Source organism: Pseudomonas sp. H1_F01, assembly GCF_054681425.1.
In genome coordinates this window covers 3179686-3203204 of the sequence record NZ_CP162823.1, presented here as the reverse complement: position 1 = coordinate 3203204, position 23519 = coordinate 3179686, and the positions used below count along the sequence as shown (strand labels likewise).

Below are 23519 nucleotides of genomic sequence, written 5' to 3'. Positions count from 1 at the left end.
GTGGTTCATTCCAGCCCGGCCAGCAATTGGCCGATGCCTTGCAAAGTAAGGATATGGTCGGGCTCGTGCAGGGCCAGCGCCGCCTCGGGCATGGTCGAGACCTGGGCTTCACCGGGGTCCTGGACCACCGTGATCCCCCCCAGCGCCCTGACCTTCGCCAAGCCACAGGCACCATCGTTGTTGGCGCCGGTCAGCACCACGGCCAGCAATTTCTGGCCGTAGACATCGGCGGCCGATTCAAACAACACATCGATGGACGGCCGCGAATGATGCACCGGCTCCTCCAGGCTCAACGACAGGCTACGGTCAGCCTCGACCGACAAGTGATAGCCGGGCGTGGCGACATACAAGGTGCCCGGCACGATGTCTTGCTTGTCCCGGGCTTCCTCCACCGGCACCGCCAGACGATGTCCGAAGACACGGGCCAGTTGGCTTTCGCGCTCGTCCGGCAAATGCAACACCACCAGGATGGGCACGCCAAAGCCTTTGCGCAGGTGTCCGAAGACCCTGAGCAGTGCCTCGACGCCACCGGCCGATGCACCGACGACAATGGCTTCGATGGGCGGATTGGATCTGTCCTTGGTCTGGTTCATAACTTGCGATAGATCCGTTCCTGTTTGACCAACGGTTCGAATCGATGGCCGTAAGCCGAGAAATCCAACGTCTCCTTACTGCCCAATACCAGGAAACCACGGTGACAAAGGGACTCATGAAACAGTCCAAACGCACGATCTTGTAGTTTCTTATTGAAATATATCAATACGTTACGACAGGAAATTAACTGAGTTTCTGAAAATACACTGTCGGTCGCCAGGCTGTGATCGGCAAAGGTCACGTTCTCGCACAGGGTTTTGTCGAACATCGCATAATCGTAGGCGGCGGTATAGTAATCGGCAAACGAGCGCCGGCCTCCGGCGGCCTGGTAGTTCTGGGTGTAGGTGCGCACGTTTTCCAGGGAAAAAATCCCCTGCTTGGCTTTTTCCAACGAGCGCGGGTTGATATCGGTGGCATAGATGAGCGTGCGGTCCAGCAGGCCTTCTTCGCGCAACAGGATCGCCATGGAGTAGACCTCCTCCCCCGTGCTGCAACCGGCGATCCAGATCTTGATCGAAGGATACGTCCTGAGCAGCGGCACGACTTCCTCGCGTATGGCCAGGAAATGCGAGGGGTCGCGAAACATCTCGCTGACCGGGATCGTCAGCAGTTGCAGCAGTTGCATGAACGCTCCCGGGTCGTGCAGCACGCGCTCCTGCAATGCCGAGATGGTCCTGCACTCGAACTGGCTCAGCGCATGGTGGACCCGGCGCTTGATGGACGCACCGGAATAGTCGCGAAAATCGTAGCTGTACTTGAGGTAGATCGCTTCGATCAACAAACGAAGTTCAATGTCGGTGTCACGTTCCACTAAATTCTTTCCATATTCGGCAACCACACGCGAATCAGCGAGAACAGACGATCCAGATCGATCGGTTTGGCCAGGTAGTCGTTGGAACCCGCCGCCAGGCAGCGTTCCTGATCATCCTTCATGGCCTTGGCCGTCACGGCAATAATGGGCAGCTTGCGCCAGCGCGGGTCCTTGCGGATCAGCGCGGTGGCTTCGAAACCGTCCATCTCCGGCATCATTACATCCATCAGCACCAGGTCGATGTCGTCGAATTCGTTCAGGCGATCGATCGCCTCCAGGCCGTTACGGCCGATGACAACGATCGCCCCCTTCGCCTCCAGGGCGCTGGTCAGGGCAAAGATGTTGCGCACATCGTCGTCCACCAGCAGCACCTTGCGGCCTTCAAACACCTTGTCGCGGCTGCGGGCGGTCTTGAGCATCCGCTGCCGTTCATGGGACAACCGGGATTCGACTTTGTGCAGAAAGAGTGTCACCTCGTCCAGCAGGCGCTCTGGCGAGCGGGCGCCCTTGATGATGATCGAGCGCGAATACTTGCGCAGTTCGGCCTCTTCATCGCGGGTCAGGTTGCGCCCGGTGTAGACGATCACCGGCGGGAAGGAACAGATGTCTTCACTGGACATGCGCTTGAGCAGGTCATTGCCGAGCATGTCCGGCAACTTGAGGTCGATGATCATGCAGTCGTAGACGTTGCTCCGCAGCAGGTCCAGGGCTTGCTGGGCCAGGCCAACGGCGGTGATCTCGATGTCATCGTCGCCGATCAGGCGGGTAATGCTATCGCGTTGCAGGTCATCGTCCTCCACCAGCAGCACCCGCTTGACCTTCTGGGTCAGCTTGGCTTCCAGGCGGGCGAACACATCCTTGAGTTCTTCGCGGGTGGTCGGCTTGACGGCATAGCCGATGGCGCCCATGTGCATGGCGGCTTCGACGCGGTCTTCGACGGAAATCACGTGCACCGGGATGTGCCGGGTTTCGGCCCGTTCCTTGAGCCGCTGCAACACCGTCAGCCCGGAATGATCCGGCAGGCGCATGTCCAAAAGGATCGCGTCGGGAGCCAGTTGCAAGGCCAGGTCGAAGCCTTCATCGGCACCGTGGGCCACCAGGCACTGGTAACCGAGCTCATGGGCCAGGTCGAACAGGATCCGGGCGAACTTGGGCTCGTCCTCGATCACCAGGATGCACCGGGTGTCGAACGGCGCCTTGTCGCGGTCGTCGGCAAATCGGGCAATCGACGTATCCACTTCAGCGATCAGCGGTGCCGGGGCGGCTTTGGGTGCAGCCGGCGCTGGCGCAGTGGCCGTCGGGGTGAACGTCATCGGTTCCATCGGCGAGTCCCCGGGCTCGACATAACGTTCAGGCATTACCAGCGTAAACACACTGCCCTGCCCCGGCTCGCTGGAAACGCAGATCGAGCCGCCCAGCAACGTGGCCAGGTCCCGGGAAATCGACAACCCCAGGCCGGTGCCGCCGTAACGACGATTGGTCGTGCCATCGGCCTGGCGGAACGCTTCGAAGATGCTTTGCTGCTGATCGGCGGCGATGCCGATCCCGGAGTCGCGCACCATGAACGCGATGCCCGAGCCCGGCTGCCCGGCCACCGACAGGCTGACGGTGCCTTGCTCGGTGAACTTCACGGCATTGGACAGCAGGTTCTTGATCACCTGCTCCAGGCGCTGGCGATCGGTGTAGAGCATCGCCGGCGCATCGGGCAATACCTGGACCTCGAACCCCAGGCCCTTGTCGGCTGCCAACGGCTCGAACATGTCCCGCAGGCCTTCCACCAGACGCTGCACGCTGGTGTTTTCCGGGCGCACTTCCAGCTTTCCGGCCTCGACCTTGGAGATGTCGAGAATATCGTTGATCAGGTTCAACAGGTCGTTGCCGGCGGAGTAGATCGACTCGGCAAACTTGACCTGTTCCTCGCTGAGGTTCTGCTGCGGGTTTTCCGACAGCAGCTTGGACAGGATCAGCGAGCTGTTGAGCGGCGTGCGCAGCTCGTGGGACATGTTGGCCAGGAACTCGGATTTGTACTTGCTCGAACGCTGCAACTCTTCGGCGCGCTCCTGCAACTGGATCTGGGCCAGGTTCAGCTCGCTGTTCTTCTGGTCCATGGCGTCGCGCTGCTCGGCCAATTGCTCGTTGGTCTGCTCCAGCTCCTGTTGCTGGGCTTCCAGGTGGGCCTGGGACTCCTTGAGAATGCGCGACTGCTCTTCCAGTTCCTCGTTGGCGGTCTTGAGCTCTTCCTGCTGCACTTGCAGTTCTTCGTTCAACTGCTGGGTTTCGGCCAGCACTTCCTGCAAGCGCTGGCGATAACGAGCGGCCTCGATGGAGGTGCCAATATTGCCGGAAATCAGCTCCAGCAGCTCAATGTCGCGCTCGGTCAATGGCCGCAGGAAGCCCAACTCGATGACACCGTTGATCCGGTCATCGTCACTGGTGGGCGCTACCAGCACGCTGTTGGGCAGCCCTTGTCCCAATCCGGAGCTGACTTTCAGGTAATCGTCCGGTACGTCATCCAGGCGAATGAGACGCCCCTGTTGCACGGCCTGGCCGGCGATGCCTTCACCGTCGACAATCTTCTGCTGCTGCGCGTCATCCTCCCGGGACAAACCATAGGTGGCGACGCGCTTGAGCACGCCATTTTCTTCTCGCACATAGAGCGCAGCGACCGCCACATCCAGGTACTTTGCACAGAACTGCAAGATGTTGCGGCCCAACAGGTTCAGGGACAACTGCCCCAGGACCTGCTCGGCCAACTGGGTCTGGCCATTGCGCAACCAAGCCTGCTTCTCCAGGTGCAAGGCGCTGCCTTGCTGGATCTTCAGGCTGGCGCCGTAGCTCTCGGACAAGCTCAACAGATCCCGGCGGCCGACGTAGGCCAGCAACCCACTGACTGCGGCGACGAACAGCAGGTACAGGGCAATGCTCCAGACAGTGGTGGTGCGCACGTCCTGGCTACGCGCCGCACGCAGTTGCTGCTCGGTATCGACGATTTCCTCGAAGGTTTGGCGGATCTCGTCCGTCAAGCGCTTGCCGCGCCCGGACCTCACCGCACTCCGGTAATCCCCGCTGCTGCGTTGCAGGTCGATCAAGCCCTGGGCGTACTTGGACCATTCCGCCTGGATCGCTTGTATCTTGTGCAGCCGGTCGGTCTGGACGGGGTTGTCGGCTGTCAATTCCAGCAGTGTATCCAACGCGACGGCGATCCGCGGCTTGGCCACTTCATAGGGCTCGAGAAAGTGCTCGTCACCGTTCAACAGGTAGCCACGCATGCCGGTTTCCAGGTCCACGCTCAGCTTGAGCGCCTCATTGGCATTATTGATCACCCGGTCGGTATGCCCGACCCACTGAATCACCGACAGCAAGTACGTGACAAGGATGATGAAAAACACCGAGCTGAGGGCGCCCATGCCCAGCGGCAGGCTGATATTGCGGCTCAGGAGCTTGCGAAAACTTTGCTCGTCGACCGAAGACGAAGGAGTCATGGAAAGGGCCTTGGTGGACAGTTGAAAACCGTGGAGTTTGCCCGAAAAACGGCGCTTGGATCCACATTATCTGACGAGTCAAAGGCGCAACTCCCGCGACGATCTACCTTGTAGCAAGGAAGCGACTATCCTTGTCAGCTCTTGTACTATAGATCCTTTCTTGTACAACCTTGGGAACTTGTGCCGCCTCGGTACTTACTCATAAAAGAGGCTCATAAAAGAGGCTCATGAAAGAGACTTTTTTTCGAGTCTCCCTCCCGCTCCCTTCTTCGAGAATGTCTACTATGTCCACCCCTCCTCCTCCTGCCACCCAGTCCACCATCCTGGTCGTCGAAGACGATGACATTGTGCGGATGTTAATCGTCGACGTGCTGGAGGAGCTGGAATACCAGGTGCTGGAGGCGGATGGTTGTGAGCAGGCGCTGGCATTTTTGCACAACGACGCGCAGCCCATCGCACTGATGATGACTGACGTCGGCCTGCCGGTCATGGATGGGCGCGAATTGGCGAAACAGGCCCGAGCCGTGCGACCACAACTGCCTGTGCTGTTTGCCAGCGGTTATGCCGAAAGCATCGATGTGCCTGAAGGCATGTCGGTGATCGGCAAGCCCTTCTCCATCGATCAGTTGCGAGACAAGGTCAAACGCATTCTTTCTTGAGCCGGATCGTATTCTTGGTCACTATCGGCGCCCCGCGCGCCGATGGCGCCTGATCCGCTTCGAGGAGCCCCCTGCTCATGCATCACCCCACCGCCACCAAGGTCCTGGTCATCGGCTATGTCTGGCCCGAGCCGCGTTCATCGGCTGCCAGTGGGCATGTCATGCAGATCCTCGACACCTTCCTCGGGCAAGGCTGGGACATCACCTTCAGCAGTCCGGCAGGTCCAGGCGAACACCGCGCCGACCTGCTCGCGCTGGGTATCCGCGAAGTGCCGATCGAACTCAATAGCAGCAGCTTCGACGCCTTCATCAGCGAGCTGGCGCCGGACATCGTGCTGTTCGACCAATTCATGATGGAAGAACAGTTCGGCTGGCGGGTCGAGAAGCACTGCCCCGGCGCCCTGCGGGTGCTGGAGACGTCAGATTTGCAGAGCCTGCGCCACGCCCGGCACCAGCGCTTGAAGGACCGCCTGAAACACGATGAGGCTGGCGAGGATTTCAGCGACCTCTTCGCCCCGGCCCTGGACGAGGAGTTCCAGCGGATGGCCGATACCGACCTGGCCAAGCGGGAAATCGCTGCTTTGTACCGCTGCGACCTCAACCTGATGGTGTCCGAGGTTGAAATCGAACTGTTGGTGGAGCACTTCAAGTTGCCCCGTAACCTGCTGCACTGGTGCCCGTTGATGCTGGACCTGCCCGGCGAGCCGCCGGTACCGTTCGAGGACCGGGCGCATTTCCTGAGCATCGGCAACTTTCGCCACGCGCCGAACTGGGACGCCGTGCTCTGGATGAAAAACGCCATCTGGCCATTGATCCGCCAACAATTACCCGGCGCGCAACTGCACCTGTACGGCGCCTACACCCCGCCCAAGGCCGCCGCGCTGCATAACCCGGCCCAGGGCTTTCACATCATGAACTGGGCCGAGGACGCCTTGCAGGTGATGTCGGCGGCACGCATCTGCCTGGCGCCGCTGCGTTTCGGCGCTGGCATCAAGGGCAAGCTGATCGACGCCATGCTCTGCGGCACCCCCAACGTCACCACACCCGTGGGGGCCGAAGCCATGCACGGCGACATGCCCTGGCCCGGTGCGATTGCCCAGAGCGCCAAAGGCATCGCCAATGCGGCGGTGCAGTTGTATCGCGACCAGGCGCGCTGGACCCAGGCCCAGGATGCGGGCCTCACTTTGCTTGCCAGCCGCTACCGACAACAGGTGCATGGCCCGGCGCTGATCGACAGCCTCAACGCTTGCCGGGTGGACCTGGCGCAACGACGCCGGGACAACTTCACCGGCAGCATGCTGCGTCACCACCAGCACAAAAGCACCCAATACATGTCCCAGTGGATCGAAGAAAAAAACCGCAACGGTTAGACGTCAGAGTGGCAGCCGCCTGGCGAAGGGGGCATTATCCGATGGCGATAACAATAAAAGCGCCAGGCCATGACCCGAACAGCCAGAATCACCGACCCCTCCTACGAGTTGATGGACGACCATAACGGGTTGTCCATCATCTACCGTCAGCACGGTTTTCCCTGCCCGCTGGTGCGCTGGCATTTCCACAAGGAATACGAGTTGCACTTGATCGTCGCCAGTTCCGGCAAAGTGTTCATAGGCGACTATATCGGCAACTTCTATCCCCAGTCGCTGTTCCTCACCGGCCCCAACCTGCCCCATAACTGGATCAGCCAGGTGGCCGAGGACGAAGTGGTGCACAAGCGCGATATGCTGGTGAACTTCACTGATGAGCTGTTCGAAAGCGGCCACCAGGTATTCGCCGAACTCAAGACGGTCGCACCGCTGCTCGAACGTGCCCAATACGGCATCGAGTTCCGCTGCAAGCGCACCATCCGCCAGGCCATGACCCTGATGCAGCGCATCGCCGATTCCCAAGGCATGAGCCGCCTGGGGCATTTTTTCATCCTGATGGAGCTGCTGGCCGCCACGGATGACTACCAACTGCTTTCCGGCGCGACCTCTGCGCAAGCGGCGGACGAACACAGCGTCGACCGCACCAACCGCGCGGTGGACTACATCTTTGCCCACTACGCCCGAGAACTGTCCCTGGAAGAAGTGGCCGAGCACCTGGGCATGAAACCCACCTATTTCAGCCGGGTGTTCAAACAGGCCACCGGTCGCTGCTTCATTGAATTCGTCAATCGCCTGCGCATCAGCAAATCCTGCGAGTTGCTGGCCGACGGCGATAAACCAGTGACAGACGTGTGCTTCGAATCGGGTTTCAACAACATTTCCAATTTCAACCGGCGTTTCCAGCAGCTCAAGGGCATGACCCCGTCCCACTACCGGCGGCTGGCGGTGCAGCGATTGACCGAGCAGAACCAGGGCTGAGAATCTCGAATCATTTCTGTGACGGGATTTATGTAGGAGCAAGGCTTGCCCGCGATGCAGGCGCCTCGGTTCCCCAAGAGACCGCGTCATCTTCATCGCGGGCAAGCCTTGCTCCCACAAAGCGGGGCGATGCGACATTTCGATAAATCCTCTCGCCACAGGGTCCTTTGTTTGGCTTGAACCCTCATCAGTGCAAAAAAGTATCAGCACAAGTGCGACGGATGATTTGTCACGCCGTCCATTGAGGGCTGTAATCAGCGCACATTCTTCCCTTCATCCGGAAGACACAAAAACAATAACTGTCCTTCTGCAGCCTTCGGGCGCGGAAAAGGAGTGCGCGATGAAACCTTCGGTAAAAGCTCTGCTTGTCTCCACCTGCATGACCCTCAGCAGCGTCAGCTTTGGCGCACAGACCCTCACCATTGCCACCGTCAACAACAGCGACATGATCCGCATGCAAAAGCTCTCGAAAACCTTCGAGGCCGAGCACCCGGACATCAAGCTCAACTGGGTGGTGCTCGAAGAAAACGTCCTGCGCCAGCGCCTGACCACCGACATCGCCACCCAGGGCGGACAGTTCGACGTGCTGACCATTGGCATGTACGAAGCTGCACTCTGGGGTGCCAAGGGCTGGCTGGAGCCGATGAAAGACCTGCCGGCCTCCTACGACCTGGACGACGTTTTCCCTTCCGTGCGCGATGGTTTGTCGGTCAAAGGCTCGCTGTACGCCCTGCCGTTCTATGCCGAAAGCTCGATCACCTATTACCGCACGGACCTGTTCAAGGACGCCGGGCTGACCATGCCCGAACACCCGACCTGGACCCAGATCGGTGAGTTCGCTGAAAAGCTCACCGATAAATCCAAGGAACAATATGGCCTGTGCCTGCGGGGCAAGGCTGGTTGGGGCGAGAACATGGCGCTCATCACCACCCTGGCCAACGGTTATGGCGCGCGCTGGTTCGATGAGAAGTGGCAGCCGCAATTCAATGGCCCCGAGTGGAAAGACGCACTCAATTTCTATGTCGACAACATGAAGAAATCCGGCCCGCCGGGTGCTTCCAGCAACGGTTTCAACGAAAACCTGGCGCTGTTCAACAGCGGCAAATGCGCGATCTGGGTGGATGCCAGCGTCGCCGGTTCGTTCGTCACCGACAAGACCCAGAGCAAGGTGGCCGATCACGTTGGATTCACCTTCGCCCCCCACGAAAAAACCGACAAGGGCACTTCGTGGATGTACTCCTGGTCCCTGGCCATCCCGACCAGTTCCAAAGCCAAGGACGCAGCTACGGTCTTTACCACCTGGGCGACGTCCAAGGAATACAGCCAATTGGTCGCCAAGACTGATGGCATTGCCAACGTACCGCCAGGCACCCGCACCTCGACCTACAGCGACGAGTACATGAAGGCCGCGCCGTTTGCCAAGGTGACCCTGGAGTCGTTGAAAGTCGCCGACCCGAAAGCGCCAACCCTCAAGCCTGTGCCCTACATCGGCATCCAGTTGGTGACCATTCCCGAGTTCCAGGCCATCGGCACCCAGGTGGGCAAGTTCTTTTCCGGCGCACTGACCGGCCAGCAGACCGTGGACCAGGCGTTGACCGCCGCGCAGTCCACCACCGAACGCGAGATGAAACGCGCTGGGTATCCCAAGTAGTCGGCTCATTGAGGCCCGCTCCCGATTCCCGTGGGAGCGAGCTTGCTCGCGATGAGGGCCTTGCAGCCCATATCGCGGGCGGCTGACACGACGCTATCGCGAGCAAGCTCGCTCCCACAGTGGATCTTCATAGGCCCGCAAAAATCGGTTCAATGCCATGAATAGCTCAACAACAACTGCCAAAGCCCCCATCGAGATTGCCCCGCCGGCACGCAAGATCCGCCTGGCGAACCCCGGTTGGTTCCTGGTCAGTCCTTCAGTGGCCTTGTTGCTGCTGTGGATGATCGTGCCGCTGGGCATGACCGTCTACTTCTCGATGATCCGCTACAACCTGCTCTACCCCGGCGAAAACGAATTCGTCGGGCTGGAGAACTTCACCTACTTCCTGACCGACTCGGGTTTCATGCCCGGTGCCACCAACACCCTGTTGCTGGTGGGCAGCGTGCTGCTGATCAGTATCGTGCTGGGGGTGTTGATCAGCGCGCTGCTGGAGGCCAGTGAGTTTTTTGGTCGCGGCATCGTCCGTGTGCTGCTGATCTCGCCGTTCTTCATCATGCCCACCGTCGGCGCGCTGATCTGGAAGAACCTGATCTTCCACCCGGTCTCGGGCATCCTCGCCTCGGTGTGGAAACTATTCGGCGCCCAACCGGTGGACTGGCTCGCCCACTATCCGCTGCTATCGATCATCATCATCGTGAGTTGGCAATGGCTGCCCTTCGCGATCCTGATCCTGATGACCGCCATGCAGTCGCTGGACCAGGAGCAGAAAGAAGCCGCGCGCCTGGACGGTGCCGGCCCGATTGCGATCTTCTGGCACCTGACCCTGCCGCACCTGGCCCGCCCGATTGCCGTGGTGCTGATGATCGAGACGATCTTCCTGCTGTCGGTGTTCGCCGAGATCTTTACCACCACCAACGGTGGCCCCGGCTACGCCTCCACCAACCTTGCCTACCTGATCTACAACCAGGCGCTGGTGCAGTTCGACGTCGGCATGGCTTCGGCCGGTGGCCTGATTGCCGTGGTCATTGCCAACATCGCCGCCATCATCCTGGTCCGGATGATCGGCAAAAACCTCACCGACAAGAACTGAGGCCGTCGCCATGACTCTTCAACAATCCCGTCGCCTGCAAAGCCTGCTGCTGGGCACGCTGGCCTGGGCCATCGCGATCCTGATCTTCTTCCCGATCTTCTGGATGGTGCTGACCAGCTTCAAGACTGAAATCGACGCGTTCGCCACGCCACCGCAGTTCATCTTCACGCCCACGCTGGAGAACTACCTGCACATCAACGAGCGCAGCAACTACTTCAGCTTCGCCTGGAACTCGGTGGTGATTTCCTTCAGCGCCACCGCCCTGTGCCTGCTGATTGCGGTGCCGGCGGCCTACTCCATGGCGTTCTATGAAACCCAGCGCACCAAAGGCACGTTGCTGTGGATGCTCTCCACCAAGATGCTGCCGCCAGTGGGCGTGCTGATGCCGATCTACCTGCTGGCCAAGCAATTTGGCCTGCTGGACACGCGTCTCGCGTTGATCGTCATCTACACGTTGATCAACCTGCCCATCGTGGTCTGGATGATTTACACCTACTTCAAGGACATTCCCCGCGACATCCTCGAGGCCGCACGCCTGGATGGCGCCACGCTGTGGCAGGAGATGGTCCGCGTGCTGCTGCCGATTGCCAAGGGCGGCCTGGCCTCTACCGTGTTGCTGTCACTGATCCTGTGCTGGAACGAGGCCTTCTGGTCGCTGAACCTCACCTCCTCCAAGGCCGCGCCGCTGACGGCGTTGATTGCCTCCTATTCCAGCCCGGAAGGTTTGTTCTGGGCCAAATTGTCGGCCGTCTCGACCCTGGCCTGCGCGCCGATCCTGATCTTCGGCTGGATCAGCCAGAAACAGCTGGTGCGCGGTTTGTCCTTCGGCGCGGTGAAATAACGCGCCCTACCCAATAATCAGAAGTGGAGGCCCATCATCATGGCCAACCTGAAAATCAAGAATCTGCAAAAGGGTTTCGAAGGCTTCTCCATCATCAAGGGCATCGACCTTGAGGTGAACGACCGCGAGTTCGTGGTCTTCGTCGGCCCGTCGGGCTGTGGCAAGTCCACGCTGCTGCGGCTGATCGCCGGCCTTGAAGAAGTCAGTGACGGCACCATCGAACTGGATGGCCGGGACATTACCGAAGTCAGCCCGGCCAAGCGTGACCTGGCGATGGTGTTTCAGACCTACGCCTTGTACCCGCACATGAGCGTGCGCAAGAACATGTCCTTCGCCCTGGACCTGGCCGGCGTGCCCAAGGCCGAGGTCGAGAAGAAGGTCAACGAAGCGGCGCGCATCCTTGAGCTGGGGCCGATGCTCGAGCGCAAGCCCAAGCAACTGTCTGGCGGCCAGCGCCAGCGTGTAGCGATTGGCCGGGCCATCGTGCGCAACCCGAAAATCTTCCTGTTCGACGAACCCCTGTCCAACCTCGACGCGGCCCTGCGGGTGCAGATGCGCCTGGAACTGGCACGCCTGCACAAAGAGTTGCAGGCGACCATGATCTACGTGACTCACGACCAGGTCGAAGCCATGACCCTGGCCGACAAGGTGGTGGTGCTCAATGGCGGGCGCATCGAACAGGTCGGTTCACCGCTGGAGCTGTATCACCAGCCAGCCAACCTGTTTGTCGCCGGGTTCCTCGGCACGCCGAAAATGGGCTTTCTCAAAGGCAAGGTCACCGGCCTGGACAGTCAGGGCTGTGAAGTGCTGCTGGACGCCGGCACCCGTATCAGCCTGCCCTTGAGCGATGCCAGCCTGAGCGTCGGCGGCGCGGTGACCCTGGGGATTCGCCCCGAACACCTGAATCTGGCGCAACCGGGTGATTGCACCCTGCAAGTCACCGCCGACGTCAGCGAGCGGCTGGGCAGCGACACCTTCTGTCACGTCGTCACGGCCTCCGGCGAAGCCTTGACCATGCGCGTTCGCGGCGACCTGGCGAGCCGTTTCGGCGAGCAACTGAGCCTGCACCTGGACGCTGAACACTGCCACTTATTCGATGCCGAGGGCGTTGCGGTGACCCGCGCGCTGCGCGCCGCCGCCTGATTGCCGAGACCTGCGATGAAACTCAATCGACAAAACCTGCACAACCTCAACCCTGGCGTCGCCCTGCCCGCCTACCCTTTGGGCGACGTCCGCCAGGGCATCGCCCACATCGGCGTCGGCGGTTTCCACCGGGCGCACCAGGCCTATTACACCGACGCGCTGATGAATACCGGCGCCGATCTGGACTGGGCCATCTGCGGCGTGGGCCTGCGGGCCGAGGATCGCCGTGCCCGGGATGACCTGGCCGGCCAGGACTACCTGTTCACCCTGTACGAACTGGGCGACACCGATGACACCGAAGTTCGCGTGATCGGCGCGATCAATGACATGTTGCTGGCTGAAGATGGCGCCCAGGCGCTGATCGACAAACTCGCCGATCCGCAGATCCGCATCGTCTCGCTGACCATCACCGAGGGCGGCTATTGCATCGACGACAGCAACGGCGAGTTCATGGCCCACTTGCCGCAGATCCGGCACGACCTGGCCCATCCTGACGCGCCGAAAACCGTCTTCGGTTTCCTCTGCGCCGCCCTGGCCAAGCGCCGCGCGGCCGGCACCCCGGCGTTCACACTGATGTCCTGCGATAACCTGCCTCACAACGGCGCCGTGACTCGCAAGGCGCTGCTGGCCTTCGCCGCGCTGCGCGATGCGGAGCTGGGGCAATGGATCGACCGCAACGTCAGTTTCCCCAACGCCATGGTCGATCGCATCACGCCCATGACCAGCGTGGCCCATCGCCTGCAACTGCATGATGAACATGGCATCGACGACGCCTGGCCGGTGGTCTGCGAACCGTTCGTGCAATGGGTCCTGGAAGACAAGTTCGTCAACGGTCGCCCGGCCTGGGAAAAGGTCGGCGTGCAGTTCACCGATGACGTCACCCCCTATGAAGAGATGAAGATCAAGCTGCTCAACGGCAGCCACCTGGCGTTGACCTACCTGGGCTTTCTCAAGGGTTATCGCTTCGTCCACGAGACCATGAACGATCCGCTGTTCGTGCGTTACATGCGCGCCTACATGGACCTGGACGTGACTCCGCAACTGGCGCCAGTGCCGGGCATCGACCTGACCGACTACAAGAACACCCTGGTGGAGCGTTTTTCCAACCAGGCCATTGCCGACCAGTTGGAACGGGTCTGTTCGGACGGCTCGTCGAAGTTTCCAAAATTCACGGTGCCGACCATTAACCGCTTGATCGCCGACGGTGGCGAAACCCGCCGCGCGGCGCTGGTGGTGGCCGCCTGGGCCGTGTACCTGAAGGGCGTTGACGAGAACGGCGTGACGTATTCAATCCCGGACCCACGGGCAGCGTTCTGCCAGGCACTGGTGGCTGACGATGCGCTGGTGACCCAGCGGGTGCTGGAGGTGGAAGAAATCTTTGGCACCGCCATTCCCCGCTCGCCGGAGTTCGTGGCAGCATTCGAATGGTGCTGCAACAGCTTGCGCGAACACGGGGTAACGCGAACGCTTGAGCGGATACTGACTGACGTGAACTGAGGTTTAATCGTTCCCACGCTCTGCGTGGGAACGCCTCGACGGACGCTCCGCGTTCGGCTTCTTGGGGACGCGGAGCGTCCCGTGCTGCATTCCCACGCAGAGCGTGGGAACGATCTGACCACTCAGGGGTTTTTCCATGGCAAACCAACAACTGTTCCTGGGCATCGACTGCGGCACCCAAGGCACCAAGGCGCTGATCCTGGACGCGACCAGTGGCCAGGTCCTGGGCCAGGGTGCCGCGGCGCACGCCATGATCAGCGGCCCCAACGGTCGCCGCGAACAAGACACCCAGCAATGGCTCGATGCATTCACCCAGGCGACGCACCAAGCCTTGGCGGACGCTGGGGTCAATGGCCAGGCGATCCTCGGCATCGGCGTCTCCGGCCAGCAACACGGCCTGGTGTTGCTCGATGACCAAGGCCAGGTGCTGCGCCCGGCCAAGCTGTGGTGCGACACCGAGACAACGCCGGAAAACGATCGGCTCCTGGCGCACCTGGGTGGTGAAGACGGCAGCCTCGAACGCCTCGGCGTGGTGATCGCGCCGGGCTACACGGTTTCCAAGCTGCTCTGGACGCGGGAGCAGCATCCCCAGGTTTTCGAACGCATCGCCAGCGTCCTGCTGCCTCACGACTTCCTCAACTACTGGCTCACCGGCCGCCATTGCAGCGAATACGGCGACGCCTCGGGAACCGGCTACTTCAACGTACGCACCCGCCAATGGGACGTGCAACTGTTACAACACATCGACCCCAGCGGTCGCTTGCAAGCAGCGCTGCCGGAACTGATCGAGGCCCATCAACCGGTCGGACGCATCCTGCCGGCCATTGCTGCGCACTTGGGCATCAACCCCGAGGCGGTGGTGGCCAGTGGTGGTGGCGACAATATGATGGGCGCCATCGGCACCGGGAACATCCAGCCCGGCGTGATCACCATGAGCCTCGGTTCCTCCGGTACGGTCTACGCCTATGCCGCCGAACCTGCGGTCAGTCCACAGCCGTCCGTGGCGACGTTCTGCTCCTCCAGCGGTGGCTGGCTGCCGTTGATCTGCACCATGAACCTGACCAACGCCACCGGGGCGATTCGCGAATTGCTGGCGCTGGACATCGACACGTTCAACGCCCTGGTGGTCCAGGCTCCGATTGGCGCCGAGGGCGTGTGCATGCTGCCGTTCCTCAACGGCGAGCGTGTTCCCGCCCTGCCCCACGCCACCGGCAGCCTGCTGGGCCTGACCACTACCAACCTGACCCGGGCCAACCTGTGTCGCGCCGTGGTCGAAGGCACGACCTTCGGTTTGCGCTATGGCTTGGACCTGCTGCGGGCCAACGGACTCCAGGCCCAGAGCATTCGCCTGATCGGCGGTGGTTCGAAGAGCGCGGAGTGGCGGCAGATCGTCGCCGACATCATGGACACCACGGTCATTTGCACCGAACAGAGCGAAGCAGCTGCCTTGGGGGCGGCGATCCAGGCAGCATGGTGCCACTCCGGTTCACAGACAGGCTTGGCCGAACTGTGCGAGCGCTGCGTCAAGCTCGACCCGAGCAGCGAAACCCGGCCAATCGCCGCGCATGTCGCGGCGTCGCAACAGGCTTATGAACGTTATCGACAACACGTCGCAACCCTTTGAGAGCGGGAAACTATGTATTTGGTGTGTGGTGAAGCGCTGTTTGATTTTTTCAGTGAGACCGAGGCGGATGGCCCGGCCTCGCAAGTGAACTACAAGGCTATTGCCGGTGGTTCACCGTTCAACGTGGCCGTGGGGCTGCGTCGCCTGGGTGTTGAATCGGCGCTGTTTACCGGGTTGTCCACCGACTACCTGGGACGACGCTTGCAGCAGGTTTTGCTCAATGAAGGTGTCAGCGCCCAATATCTGGTGGACTTCGACGCACCAACCACCCTGGCGATGGTCGCCGTAGGCGCCAATGGTTCGCCCCACTACAGTTTTCGCGGCGACGGCTGTGCGGACCGACAACTGAGCCTGGCGCATCTACCGGACCTGGGCCCCGAGGTACGCGGCTTGCATTTCGGCTCGTTCTCGCTGGTGGTCCAGCCCATCGCCGATACGCTCCTGGCCCTGATGCAACGCGAAAGCGGCCGCCGCCTGATCAGCCTCGACCCGAATGTGCGACTCAACCCGCAGCCGGATATCGAGCTGTGGCGCTCGCGGATTGCGACGCTGGTGCAATATGCCAACCTGGTCAAGGTCAGTGACGAAGACCTGAACCTGCTCTACCCCGGGAAAGAACCGGAGTCGATCATCGAAGGTTGGCTGGGGAACCGCTGCCAATTGGTCTTCCTGACCCGTGGCGGCCAGGGCGCTACGGTCTTCAGTCGCCAACACGGCTCATGGTCGCTGCCGTCCTGTCCGGTGACGATCGCCGACACCGTGGGTGCAGGCGATACCTTCCAGGCCGCACTGATTGCGTGGTTGACTGAACAACAATTGGATTCGGTCGAGGGCTTGCACACCCTGACCCGGGAACAGATCAGCGCAATGCTTGAGTTCGCCATTCGCGCGGCCGCCCTGACTTGCGGCAAAACCGGGCCAGACCTGCCCTATAGGCAACAATTGAACTGAATGGCGCATCGCAGCTAAAAAACTGGACGCCGGGTTCGGACATGACCGGACCCGAGCGTCAGGCTTACAAGGACAAGGCCTTTATCAGCGGCCAGTCATCCGCTGGTGTTGCTGATGAAAGTGATTGCCAGCGGCAGGGTTGTGGTCGAGCTCGGTACGCAGCTCCGCGATCAGGTCGTTGATGGCCCGGCAACCGGTGAGTTTATTGGCATCGATGTCGGTTTTGATCAAAGCCACGCGATCGGTTGCATGATCGTCGTAAATCTTGACCGTCATCTTGAGCTCAGGTGACAAGGTGCATTGCGAGCGCTTGGGCAACAAGCTGCTTTCAATGATGTTTCGCATTTCGAGGGCAGATAGAAACATGGCGACTCTCTCCTGTTGAGGCGGCCAACTTATGTTCACGCCGGCGGTATTTTCGTCCGTTTTCTTCCCTGCGGACTGGGACTACGAATACCGTGCCGTTCGTTCGTTCGTTCTTTTTAGCGTTTTCAGTCAACGAGTTCGCCAGGCGAACTCTTGAATCATCCCGCAAGAAGTATGCCTGTATTGAAGACCTTGCGGATTGATCTGAATCAAGCGCTTAGCTTCGTCCCGCGCCAGAGAGCTCGTGCAAAATGCAAGGAAACGCTACTTTTTCCATGCAAACTGCAATCGCTTTTATCCTGCTCGCAACCTAGAGTAGCCCCTATTGCGAAGACGCAAACGGGCATCCGTCGCCTGCTTCAAAAAAAGTGTGACGTAGCGTAAAAAACTCAAAACGCGCCCACCGCCGCACGCTCGGCCACGTGGCGCAAGCTGTCGAAATTGATATTGGCACCGGAATCGATCGCCACCAGCGTCTGGCTTCGCGCCCCCGTGTGCGCCACGTACTGCTTGATGCCTGCCACCCCCAGTGCGCCCGACGGTTCGGTGATGGAGCGGGTATCGTCATAGATATCCTTGATCGCGGCGCACAGTTGATCGTTGCTCACGGTCATCACTTCATCGACACAGAAACGGCAGATATCGAAGCCATGGGCGCCGATCTGCGCCACGGCCACGCCATCGGCGAAGGTTCCCACCTCTGGCAAGGTAACCCGCTCACCGGCTGCCAGCGCCGCCTGGAGACAGGCAGAATGCTGCGACTCGACGCCGATGATGCGTACTTCCGGGCGCAGGTACTTGACGTAGGCCGCGATCCCGGCGATCAGCCCACCGCCGCCGACCGGGACGAAAATCGCATCCAGCTGGCCGGGGTGCTGGCGCAGGATTTCCATGGCGACGGTACCCTGCCCGGCGATCACGTCCGGGTCATCGAAAGGCGAGACGAACTCCCGCCCGGTCTGCTCGGCCAGGTCCAGCGCGTGCGCCAGGGCAAACGGAAAGCTTTCCCCGTGCAGAATCGCTTCGGCGCCTCGGTTGCGCACGCCCAGCACCTTCAATTGCACAGTGGTCACAGGCATGACGATGCTGGCCGAAATCCCCAATTCCCGTGCCGCCAGCGCGACACCCTGGGCATGATTGCCGGCGGACGCGGTGATGACGCCACGGGCACGCTGCTCCGGGGTCAGTTGCACGAGTTTGTTGTAGGCACCGCGGATCTTGAAGGAAAAAGTCGGTTGCAGGTCTTCGCGCTTGAGCAGGATCCGGTTACCCAAGGCCTCGGACAATGCGGGAGCCGCTTGCAGTGGCGTGCGCACGGCCAGCTCATAGACCGGCGCGGCGAGAATCTTCTTAACGTAGTGCTCAAGCAGGGCTTGCTCGGTGCGGGTAACGGTCATGGCGATCTCCTGGTTCGGGCAGAGCCCAGGAGACAGAAAGAAAAAACCCGCCTCCAGGGCGGGTTGGGTGCAGCCGTCAGCTAACCCGCCAAATAAGGAATGGCGGTAATAATGCTTGGCTGGCTGCGCAGTACGGTTGAAGTCATGGGTGGAAATTAGCGGTGCGTTGTTGGCAAGTCAATGGCAAATATTGATTAGCTGTGGCGACAGTCTCAAGTGAACAGCATTACCTGTGGGAGCGAGCTTGCTCGCGATAGCGGTGTGTCAGTCAGCATCAATGTCGGTTACCCAAAGCCATCGCGAGCAAGCTCGCTCCCACATTTTCTACAATTACTTGAGTCCGACTTTATACAACGCCCCGTCGTCCTCATCCGTCAGCACATACAGGTAACCGTCCGGGCCCTGGCGAACATCCCGGACTCGCGCCTTGAGCTCACCCAGCAAACGCTCCTCGTGGACGACCTTGTCGCCCTGCAATTGCAGGCGGATCAGTTCCCCGGGCACCAGCGCCCCGATGAACACGTTGCGCTGCCAGGCCTTGAAACGATCATGGTCGTAGAACGCCATGCCGCTGAGCCCCGGTGACACCTGCCAGACGTGGTGTGGGCCAACGGTGCCCTCGACAGTCTTGCCCTGGGCTTCGGGAATCGGGGCACCGGAGTAATTGATGCCATGAGTCGCCAGTGGCCAGCCGTAGTTCTTGCCACGCTCGATGATGTTCATCTCATCACCGCCCTTGGGCCCGTGTTCGTTCTCCCACAACGTGCCATTCCAAGGGTTGAGGGCCGCCCCCTGGGGATTGCGCATGCCGTAGGACCATATCTCGGGACGGACGTTTTTCTGGCCGACAAAGGGGTTGTCGTCGGGCACCTTGCCGTCGGGGTAGATACGCACCACCTTGCCTTGCAGCTTGTCCAGGTCCTGGGCAGTGGGCCGCTCGTTGTTTTCCCCCAAGGTAATGAACAGATAACCGTCCCGGTCGAAGACCAGGCGCGAGCCAAAGTGGTTGCCCGTGGACAACTTGGGCTGCTGACGAAAGATCACGTCGAAATTCTTCAGGCTCTTGAGGTCTTCGGACAGTTGCCCGCGCCCCACGGCGGTGCCGGCCTTGCCGTCTGCGCCCGCCTCGGCATAAGACAGGTAGACGGTGCGATCCTGCTTGAAGTCGGGCGACAGCACCACGTCCAGCAGACCGCCCTGGCCCTTGGCCCACACTTCTGGCACGCCACTCAAGGGTGCGGACAATTGGCCATCGGGGCTGACCACGCGCAGGTTGCCCGGTCGCTCCGTCACCAGCATGCCCTGCTGACCAGGCAAGAATGCGACAGACCAAGGGTGCTCCAGCCCCTTGACCACGGTGGTCACTTCCACGGTGCCCTCCTCGCTCTTGAATGATTGGGTCGGCGCGCCAGCCGCCGGCGTGGCAAGGGTCAGGGCAGCGCTGGCGCAACATGCGGCCAGGAGTGTTTTACGCAACATGCACAATTCCTTCTGTGGTTTGAAAAGAGAGCGACTGCCTCCAGTACCTAGCGGTTGCCATTTTGGCTGCTCCTGGGTGGCGTAGGAGACTCGATGGTGGGGCGCGGCGAACCCGAGGGCTGGCCGGACCGGGGATAACCATTGCCGATGCCGCCGTTTTCCAGGGTCGGTGGGCGCGGTACCGGCACCGTCGGGTTGTCATGAATCGTCGGCACATTGGACCGCGTGCCCTGCATGCTGTTGGGATTGGCCCGCCGCGTCGGGCTGTTATAGGGATTGTTGTTGCCCGGCAGATTCTGGGCCAGAACCACGGGGCCTCCGCCAGGCGTGGCGGCTTGGGCGGCGGCGGTCAGCAACAGCGTCATGATGGCAATTATCAGCCTGTTCATTCGGACACCTCTTGAGTTCAGGCATATCGAAAACACGCTACGCCGCAGGTTCGCCCTTGTTAAGCGAAATGTCCGGGCGAAGATGTAACGAAGAGTCTCCGAACCAATATGGGAGCGAGCTTGCTCGCGATAGCGGCGGGCCAGCTTGCGTCAATGGTGCCTGCACCGTCGCCATCGCGAGCAAGCTCGCTCCCACAATGGAAACTTTTCCCAAGGCGCGAAGGTCACCAGAAAGACATCCACCGGCAAGGACAACACCACCATGGCACGGGCAATCTGGAAAGGCGCAATCAGTTTCGGGCTGGTCCACATTCCTGTCGCGCTGGTGTCGGCCACCTCGTCCCAGGGTGTGGATTTTGACTGGCTGGACAAACGCAGCATGGACCCGGTGGGCTACAAACGGGTCAACAAGGCCACGGGCAAGGAAGTGACCAAGGACGACATCGTCAAGGGCGTCCAGTACCAGAAAGGCCAGTACGTGCTGCTCAGCGAGGAAGAAATTCGTTCCGCCCACCCCAAGTCCACCCAGACCATCGATATCTTTGCCTTTGTCGACAGCGAGAAGATCCCGTTGCAGAACATCGACACGCCCTACTTTCTCGCCCCCGACAAACGCGGTGGCAAAGTCTATGCCCTGCTGCGCGAAACCCTGGTCAAGACCAACAAGGTCGCCCTGGCCCATGTCGTGCTGCACACCCGCCAGCACCTGGCGGCGCTCATGCCCCTTGAATCGGCGCTGGTACTGGTGATGCTGCGCTGGCCCGCGGAGGTACGCGACCTTGATGTCCTGGAGCTGGGCGACGAGGTGACGAACCCGACCCTGGCCAAGGGTGAGCTGGAAATGGCCAAGCGTCTCGTGGAAGACATGAGCGCCGACTGGGAGCCACAAGAATACCGGGACAGTTTCGAAGACAAAATCATGGAACTGGTGGAGAAAAAGGCCAACGAAGGCCGCCTCGAAGCGGTGGAAACCGACCCGGGCGAAGAACAACGCAAGACCGCCGATGTCATCGACCTCACCGAGTTGCTCAAGCGCAGCCTGGGCAGCAAGGGCAAGGCCACCGACAAATCCGCCGGAAAGCCCCTTGCAAAACCTGCGAAAGCCGGCAAATCCGCTCCTGCCAAAAAAGCCACCAAGGCCTCCCGGGGGTAAACCCTGGCGTGCGCAATACAAGGGAATCTGTCATGGCCAACGCCGAGAGTGAATCTGCTCGTTTGTCCAACGCCAAGTCGGACGCTACGACGGCCCGCAAGGCGCCTCAAAACCGCCTGCCCGAGCGCCTGGCGCCGCAATTGGCCACGCCCGTGGAAGAACCGCCCACCGGCGAATGGCGCTATGAAGTCCAATTCCACGGTTATCGACTGCTGACCCGCATCGAACATGGCGAAGTCCGCTTGTTCAATCGCAATCACCAGGACTGGACCGAGCGACTGAAGCTGCATGCCGACGCCCTGGCCGGGTTGAACCTGGGGGACAGTTGGCTCGACGGCGAACTGGTTCTGCTCGATGAGACCGGCCACGCCGATTTCGCGGCCCTGCGCCAGGCCTTCGACATCAGCCGCACCGTCGACATGGTGTATTTCCTGTTCGATGCGCCGTTCCTCAATGGTGCCGACCTGCGCCAGGCGCCGGTGGAAGAGCGTCGTGCAGCCCTGAAAAAAGCCCTCGGCAACAACGCCAGCAAGCGCCTGCGCTTTTCCGAGTGGTTTTCCGCCAGCCAGCACGACATGTTCGAAAGCGCTATCGCGCTCTCACTGGACAGCGTGGTCGGCAAGCGCCTGGGCAGCCCCTATATGTCCCAGCGAAGCGCCGATTGGGTAAAACTCAAGTGCCGGTTGCGCCAGGCTTTCGTCATCGTCGGGTTCACCCGCCCCCAAGGCAAGCGCAGCGGTTTCGGCGCGCTGTTGCTGGCTGTCAACGGGCCCTCGGGGCTGCTGTACGCCGGTCGGGTCGGGACAGGGTTCAGCCAGGCGCAAATCAAACAATTACACGCGCAACTGTGCGCGCAGCAGCGCGAGACTTCGCCACTGGCGTTGCCACTCGACGGTGTGCGGGGGCGCGGCGTGCAATGGGTCGAGCCCGGCCTGACCTGCGAGGTCGAGTTCACAGAATGGAGCCGCGACAACCAGGTGCGCCAGGCTATTTTCCTGGACTTGTCGAGCACTATGCCGGCCAACAAGGTAGTTCGCGAGCAGCCCCTGCCGATAAAGCCCGCGACGCCAGAACCCAAGCGTCGCAGCAAAGCCCGCGCGGCCAAAGTCGACGGCGTGACAATCACCCACGCCGATCGGGTCATCGACAGTGTCAGCGGTGTGCAAAAGGCCGAGCTGGCGCAGTATTACCTGGACATCGCCCCGTGGATCCTGCCGCACCTCAAGCAGCGGCCGGTCGCGCTGCTGCGGGCACCGGACGGTATCGGCGAAGAGCAGTTCTTTCAAAAACACGCCGATCGCCTGGAGATTCCCCATATCAAACAGCTGGATCCGCGACTGGACCCGGGCCATGCAGCGCTGATGGAAATCGATGACATCCACGCCCTGGTCAGCGCGGCGCAGATGGGCACGGTGGAACTGCACACCTGGACCGCGACCCACGACCGGATCGAGACCCCCGACCTGTTTGTCCTGGACCTGGACCCGGATCCTTCGCTGCCCTGGAGCGCCATGATCGAGGCGACCCACATGACCTTGGCGGTGCTCGACGACTTGGGTTTGCAGGCTTTTCTCAAGACCAGCGGTGGCAAAGGCATGCATGTGATCGTGCCCTTGACGAGAAGTGAAGGCTGGGACACCACCAAGGCGTTCGCCAAGGCCATCTCACAGTTCCTGACCCGGCAAATGCCAGAGCGCATCACGGCCACCATGGGACCGAAGAACCGCGTCGGGAAAATATTCGTCGACTACCTGCGCAACGCCCGCGGCGCGAGCACGGTGGCCGCCTACTCGGTGCGCGCCAGGCCCGGCCTGCCGGTCTCGGTGCCGATTGCCCGGGCCGAACTGCAGACCCTGCGCAACGCCCAGCAATGGGACATCTATACCGCCCTGGAACGAGCCAAGGGCTTGAGCGCCGATCCTTGGGAAGGCTACAACCACCGCCAGCGGATCACGGCCAGGATGTGGGAGCAACTGGATGCGCAAAAACCCACCGACTGAATGTAGGAGCTGTCGAGTGCAACGAGGCTGCGATCTTTCCACAACCC

At 61.0% G+C, this 23519-nt stretch carries 19 protein-coding genes; 12 read left to right on the top strand and 7 right to left on the bottom strand.

Annotated elements, in window-relative coordinates; genetic code table 11:
• Window positions 1-5 precede the first annotated feature (5 nt).
• The 3 genes from AB4O09_RS14740 to AB4O09_RS14730 are packed head-to-tail and all read right to left on the bottom strand — an operon-like array spanning window position 6 to window position 4887.
• Window positions 6-593, bottom strand: a complete 588-nt coding sequence (locus AB4O09_RS14740) for a chemotaxis protein CheB (protein ID WP_003202309.1) — start codon at window positions 591-593, stop codon at window positions 6-8.
• On the bottom strand, window positions 590-1405 hold the full coding sequence (locus tag AB4O09_RS14735) for a CheR family methyltransferase (protein ID WP_003202312.1): 816 nt from the start codon (window positions 1403-1405) through the stop codon (window positions 590-592). The genes AB4O09_RS14740 and AB4O09_RS14735 overlap by 4 nt, the downstream gene beginning before the upstream one ends.
• A complete protein-coding gene (locus AB4O09_RS14730) occupies window positions 1405-4887 on the bottom strand; it encodes a response regulator (protein ID WP_003202314.1) in 3483 nt (1160 codons plus the stop codon). The genes AB4O09_RS14735 and AB4O09_RS14730 overlap by 1 nt, the downstream gene beginning before the upstream one ends.
• A gap of 284 nt (window positions 4888-5171) precedes the next feature.
• Here AB4O09_RS14730 and AB4O09_RS14725 point away from each other — a divergent pair, with 284 nt between their 5' ends.
• From AB4O09_RS14725 to AB4O09_RS14680, 10 genes are all read left to right on the top strand, one after another.
• Window positions 5172-5546 carry a response regulator gene (locus AB4O09_RS14725; protein WP_003202315.1) on the top strand — a complete coding sequence of 125 codons (375 nt, stop codon included), beginning with the start codon at window positions 5172-5174 and terminating at the stop codon, window positions 5544-5546.
• Between the two features lie 77 nt (window positions 5547-5623).
• Entirely contained in the window at window positions 5624-6916 is a 1293-nt protein-coding gene (locus AB4O09_RS14720) for a glycosyltransferase (RefSeq protein WP_013693475.1), read from the top strand.
• Window positions 6917-6985: 69 nt separating this feature from the next.
• On the top strand, window positions 6986-7891 hold the full coding sequence (locus AB4O09_RS14715; protein ID WP_003202319.1) for an AraC family transcriptional regulator: 906 nt from the start codon (window positions 6986-6988) through the stop codon (window positions 7889-7891).
• Window positions 7892-8231: 340 nt separating this feature from the next.
• On the top strand, window positions 8232-9542 hold the full coding sequence (locus AB4O09_RS14710) for an ABC transporter substrate-binding protein (protein ID WP_003202320.1): 1311 nt from the start codon (window positions 8232-8234) through the stop codon (window positions 9540-9542).
• Between the two features lie 157 nt (window positions 9543-9699).
• On the top strand, window positions 9700-10632 hold the full coding sequence (locus tag AB4O09_RS14705) for a carbohydrate ABC transporter permease (protein ID WP_003202322.1): 933 nt from the start codon (window positions 9700-9702) through the stop codon (window positions 10630-10632).
• 10 nt (window positions 10633-10642) lie between these two features.
• The gene (locus AB4O09_RS14700) at window positions 10643-11473 is read left to right on the top strand and encodes a carbohydrate ABC transporter permease (protein WP_003202324.1); all 831 of its coding nucleotides are present in this window, start codon (window positions 10643-10645) and stop codon (window positions 11471-11473) included.
• 39 nt (window positions 11474-11512) lie between these two features.
• Complete coding sequence (locus tag AB4O09_RS14695) at window positions 11513-12616, top strand: ABC transporter ATP-binding protein (RefSeq protein ID WP_013693477.1); 1104 nt, start codon at window positions 11513-11515, stop codon at window positions 12614-12616.
• A gap of 15 nt (window positions 12617-12631) precedes the next feature.
• Complete coding sequence (locus AB4O09_RS14690; protein ID WP_027911597.1) at window positions 12632-14113, top strand: mannitol dehydrogenase family protein; 1482 nt, start codon at window positions 12632-12634, stop codon at window positions 14111-14113.
• Window positions 14114-14249: 136 nt separating this feature from the next.
• Entirely contained in the window at window positions 14250-15737 is a 1488-nt protein-coding gene (xylB, locus tag AB4O09_RS14685; protein ID WP_053162800.1) for a xylulokinase, read from the top strand.
• 12 nt (window positions 15738-15749) lie between these two features.
• Window positions 15750-16688 (top strand): carbohydrate kinase family protein, encoded by a 939-nt coding sequence (locus tag AB4O09_RS14680; RefSeq protein ID WP_013693480.1) that lies wholly within the window; start codon window positions 15750-15752, stop codon window positions 16686-16688.
• A gap of 84 nt (window positions 16689-16772) precedes the next feature.
• Here the strand turns inward: AB4O09_RS14680 and AB4O09_RS14675 are convergent, their stop codons facing one another.
• From AB4O09_RS14675 to AB4O09_RS14660, 4 genes are all read right to left on the bottom strand, one after another.
• Window positions 16773-17054, bottom strand: coding sequence for a DUF1652 domain-containing protein (locus AB4O09_RS14675; protein WP_003202334.1), 282 nt, complete (start codon window positions 17052-17054; stop codon window positions 16773-16775).
• 389 nt (window positions 17055-17443) lie between these two features.
• A complete protein-coding gene (gene ilvA, locus AB4O09_RS14670; RefSeq protein ID WP_003202336.1) occupies window positions 17444-18451 on the bottom strand; it encodes a threonine ammonia-lyase, biosynthetic in 1008 nt (335 codons plus the stop codon).
• 330 nt (window positions 18452-18781) lie between these two features.
• Window positions 18782-19930 (bottom strand): PQQ-dependent sugar dehydrogenase, encoded by a 1149-nt coding sequence (locus AB4O09_RS14665; protein ID WP_003202339.1) that lies wholly within the window; start codon window positions 19928-19930, stop codon window positions 18782-18784.
• A gap of 47 nt (window positions 19931-19977) precedes the next feature.
• Complete coding sequence (locus AB4O09_RS14660) at window positions 19978-20319, bottom strand: hypothetical protein (RefSeq protein WP_013693481.1); 342 nt, start codon at window positions 20317-20319, stop codon at window positions 19978-19980.
• A 262-nt stretch (window positions 20320-20581) separates the two neighbouring features.
• On the opposite strand from AB4O09_RS14660, the gene ku reads away from it, so the two are divergent.
• Both ku and ligD read left to right on the top strand, forming a co-directional pair.
• Window positions 20582-21472, top strand: a complete 891-nt coding sequence (ku, locus tag AB4O09_RS14655; RefSeq protein ID WP_027911599.1) for a non-homologous end joining protein Ku — start codon at window positions 20582-20584, stop codon at window positions 21470-21472.
• A gap of 32 nt (window positions 21473-21504) precedes the next feature.
• The gene (gene ligD / locus AB4O09_RS14650) at window positions 21505-23472 is read left to right on the top strand and encodes a DNA ligase D (protein WP_460108379.1); all 1968 of its coding nucleotides are present in this window, start codon (window positions 21505-21507) and stop codon (window positions 23470-23472) included.
• Window positions 23473-23519 lie beyond the last annotated feature (47 nt).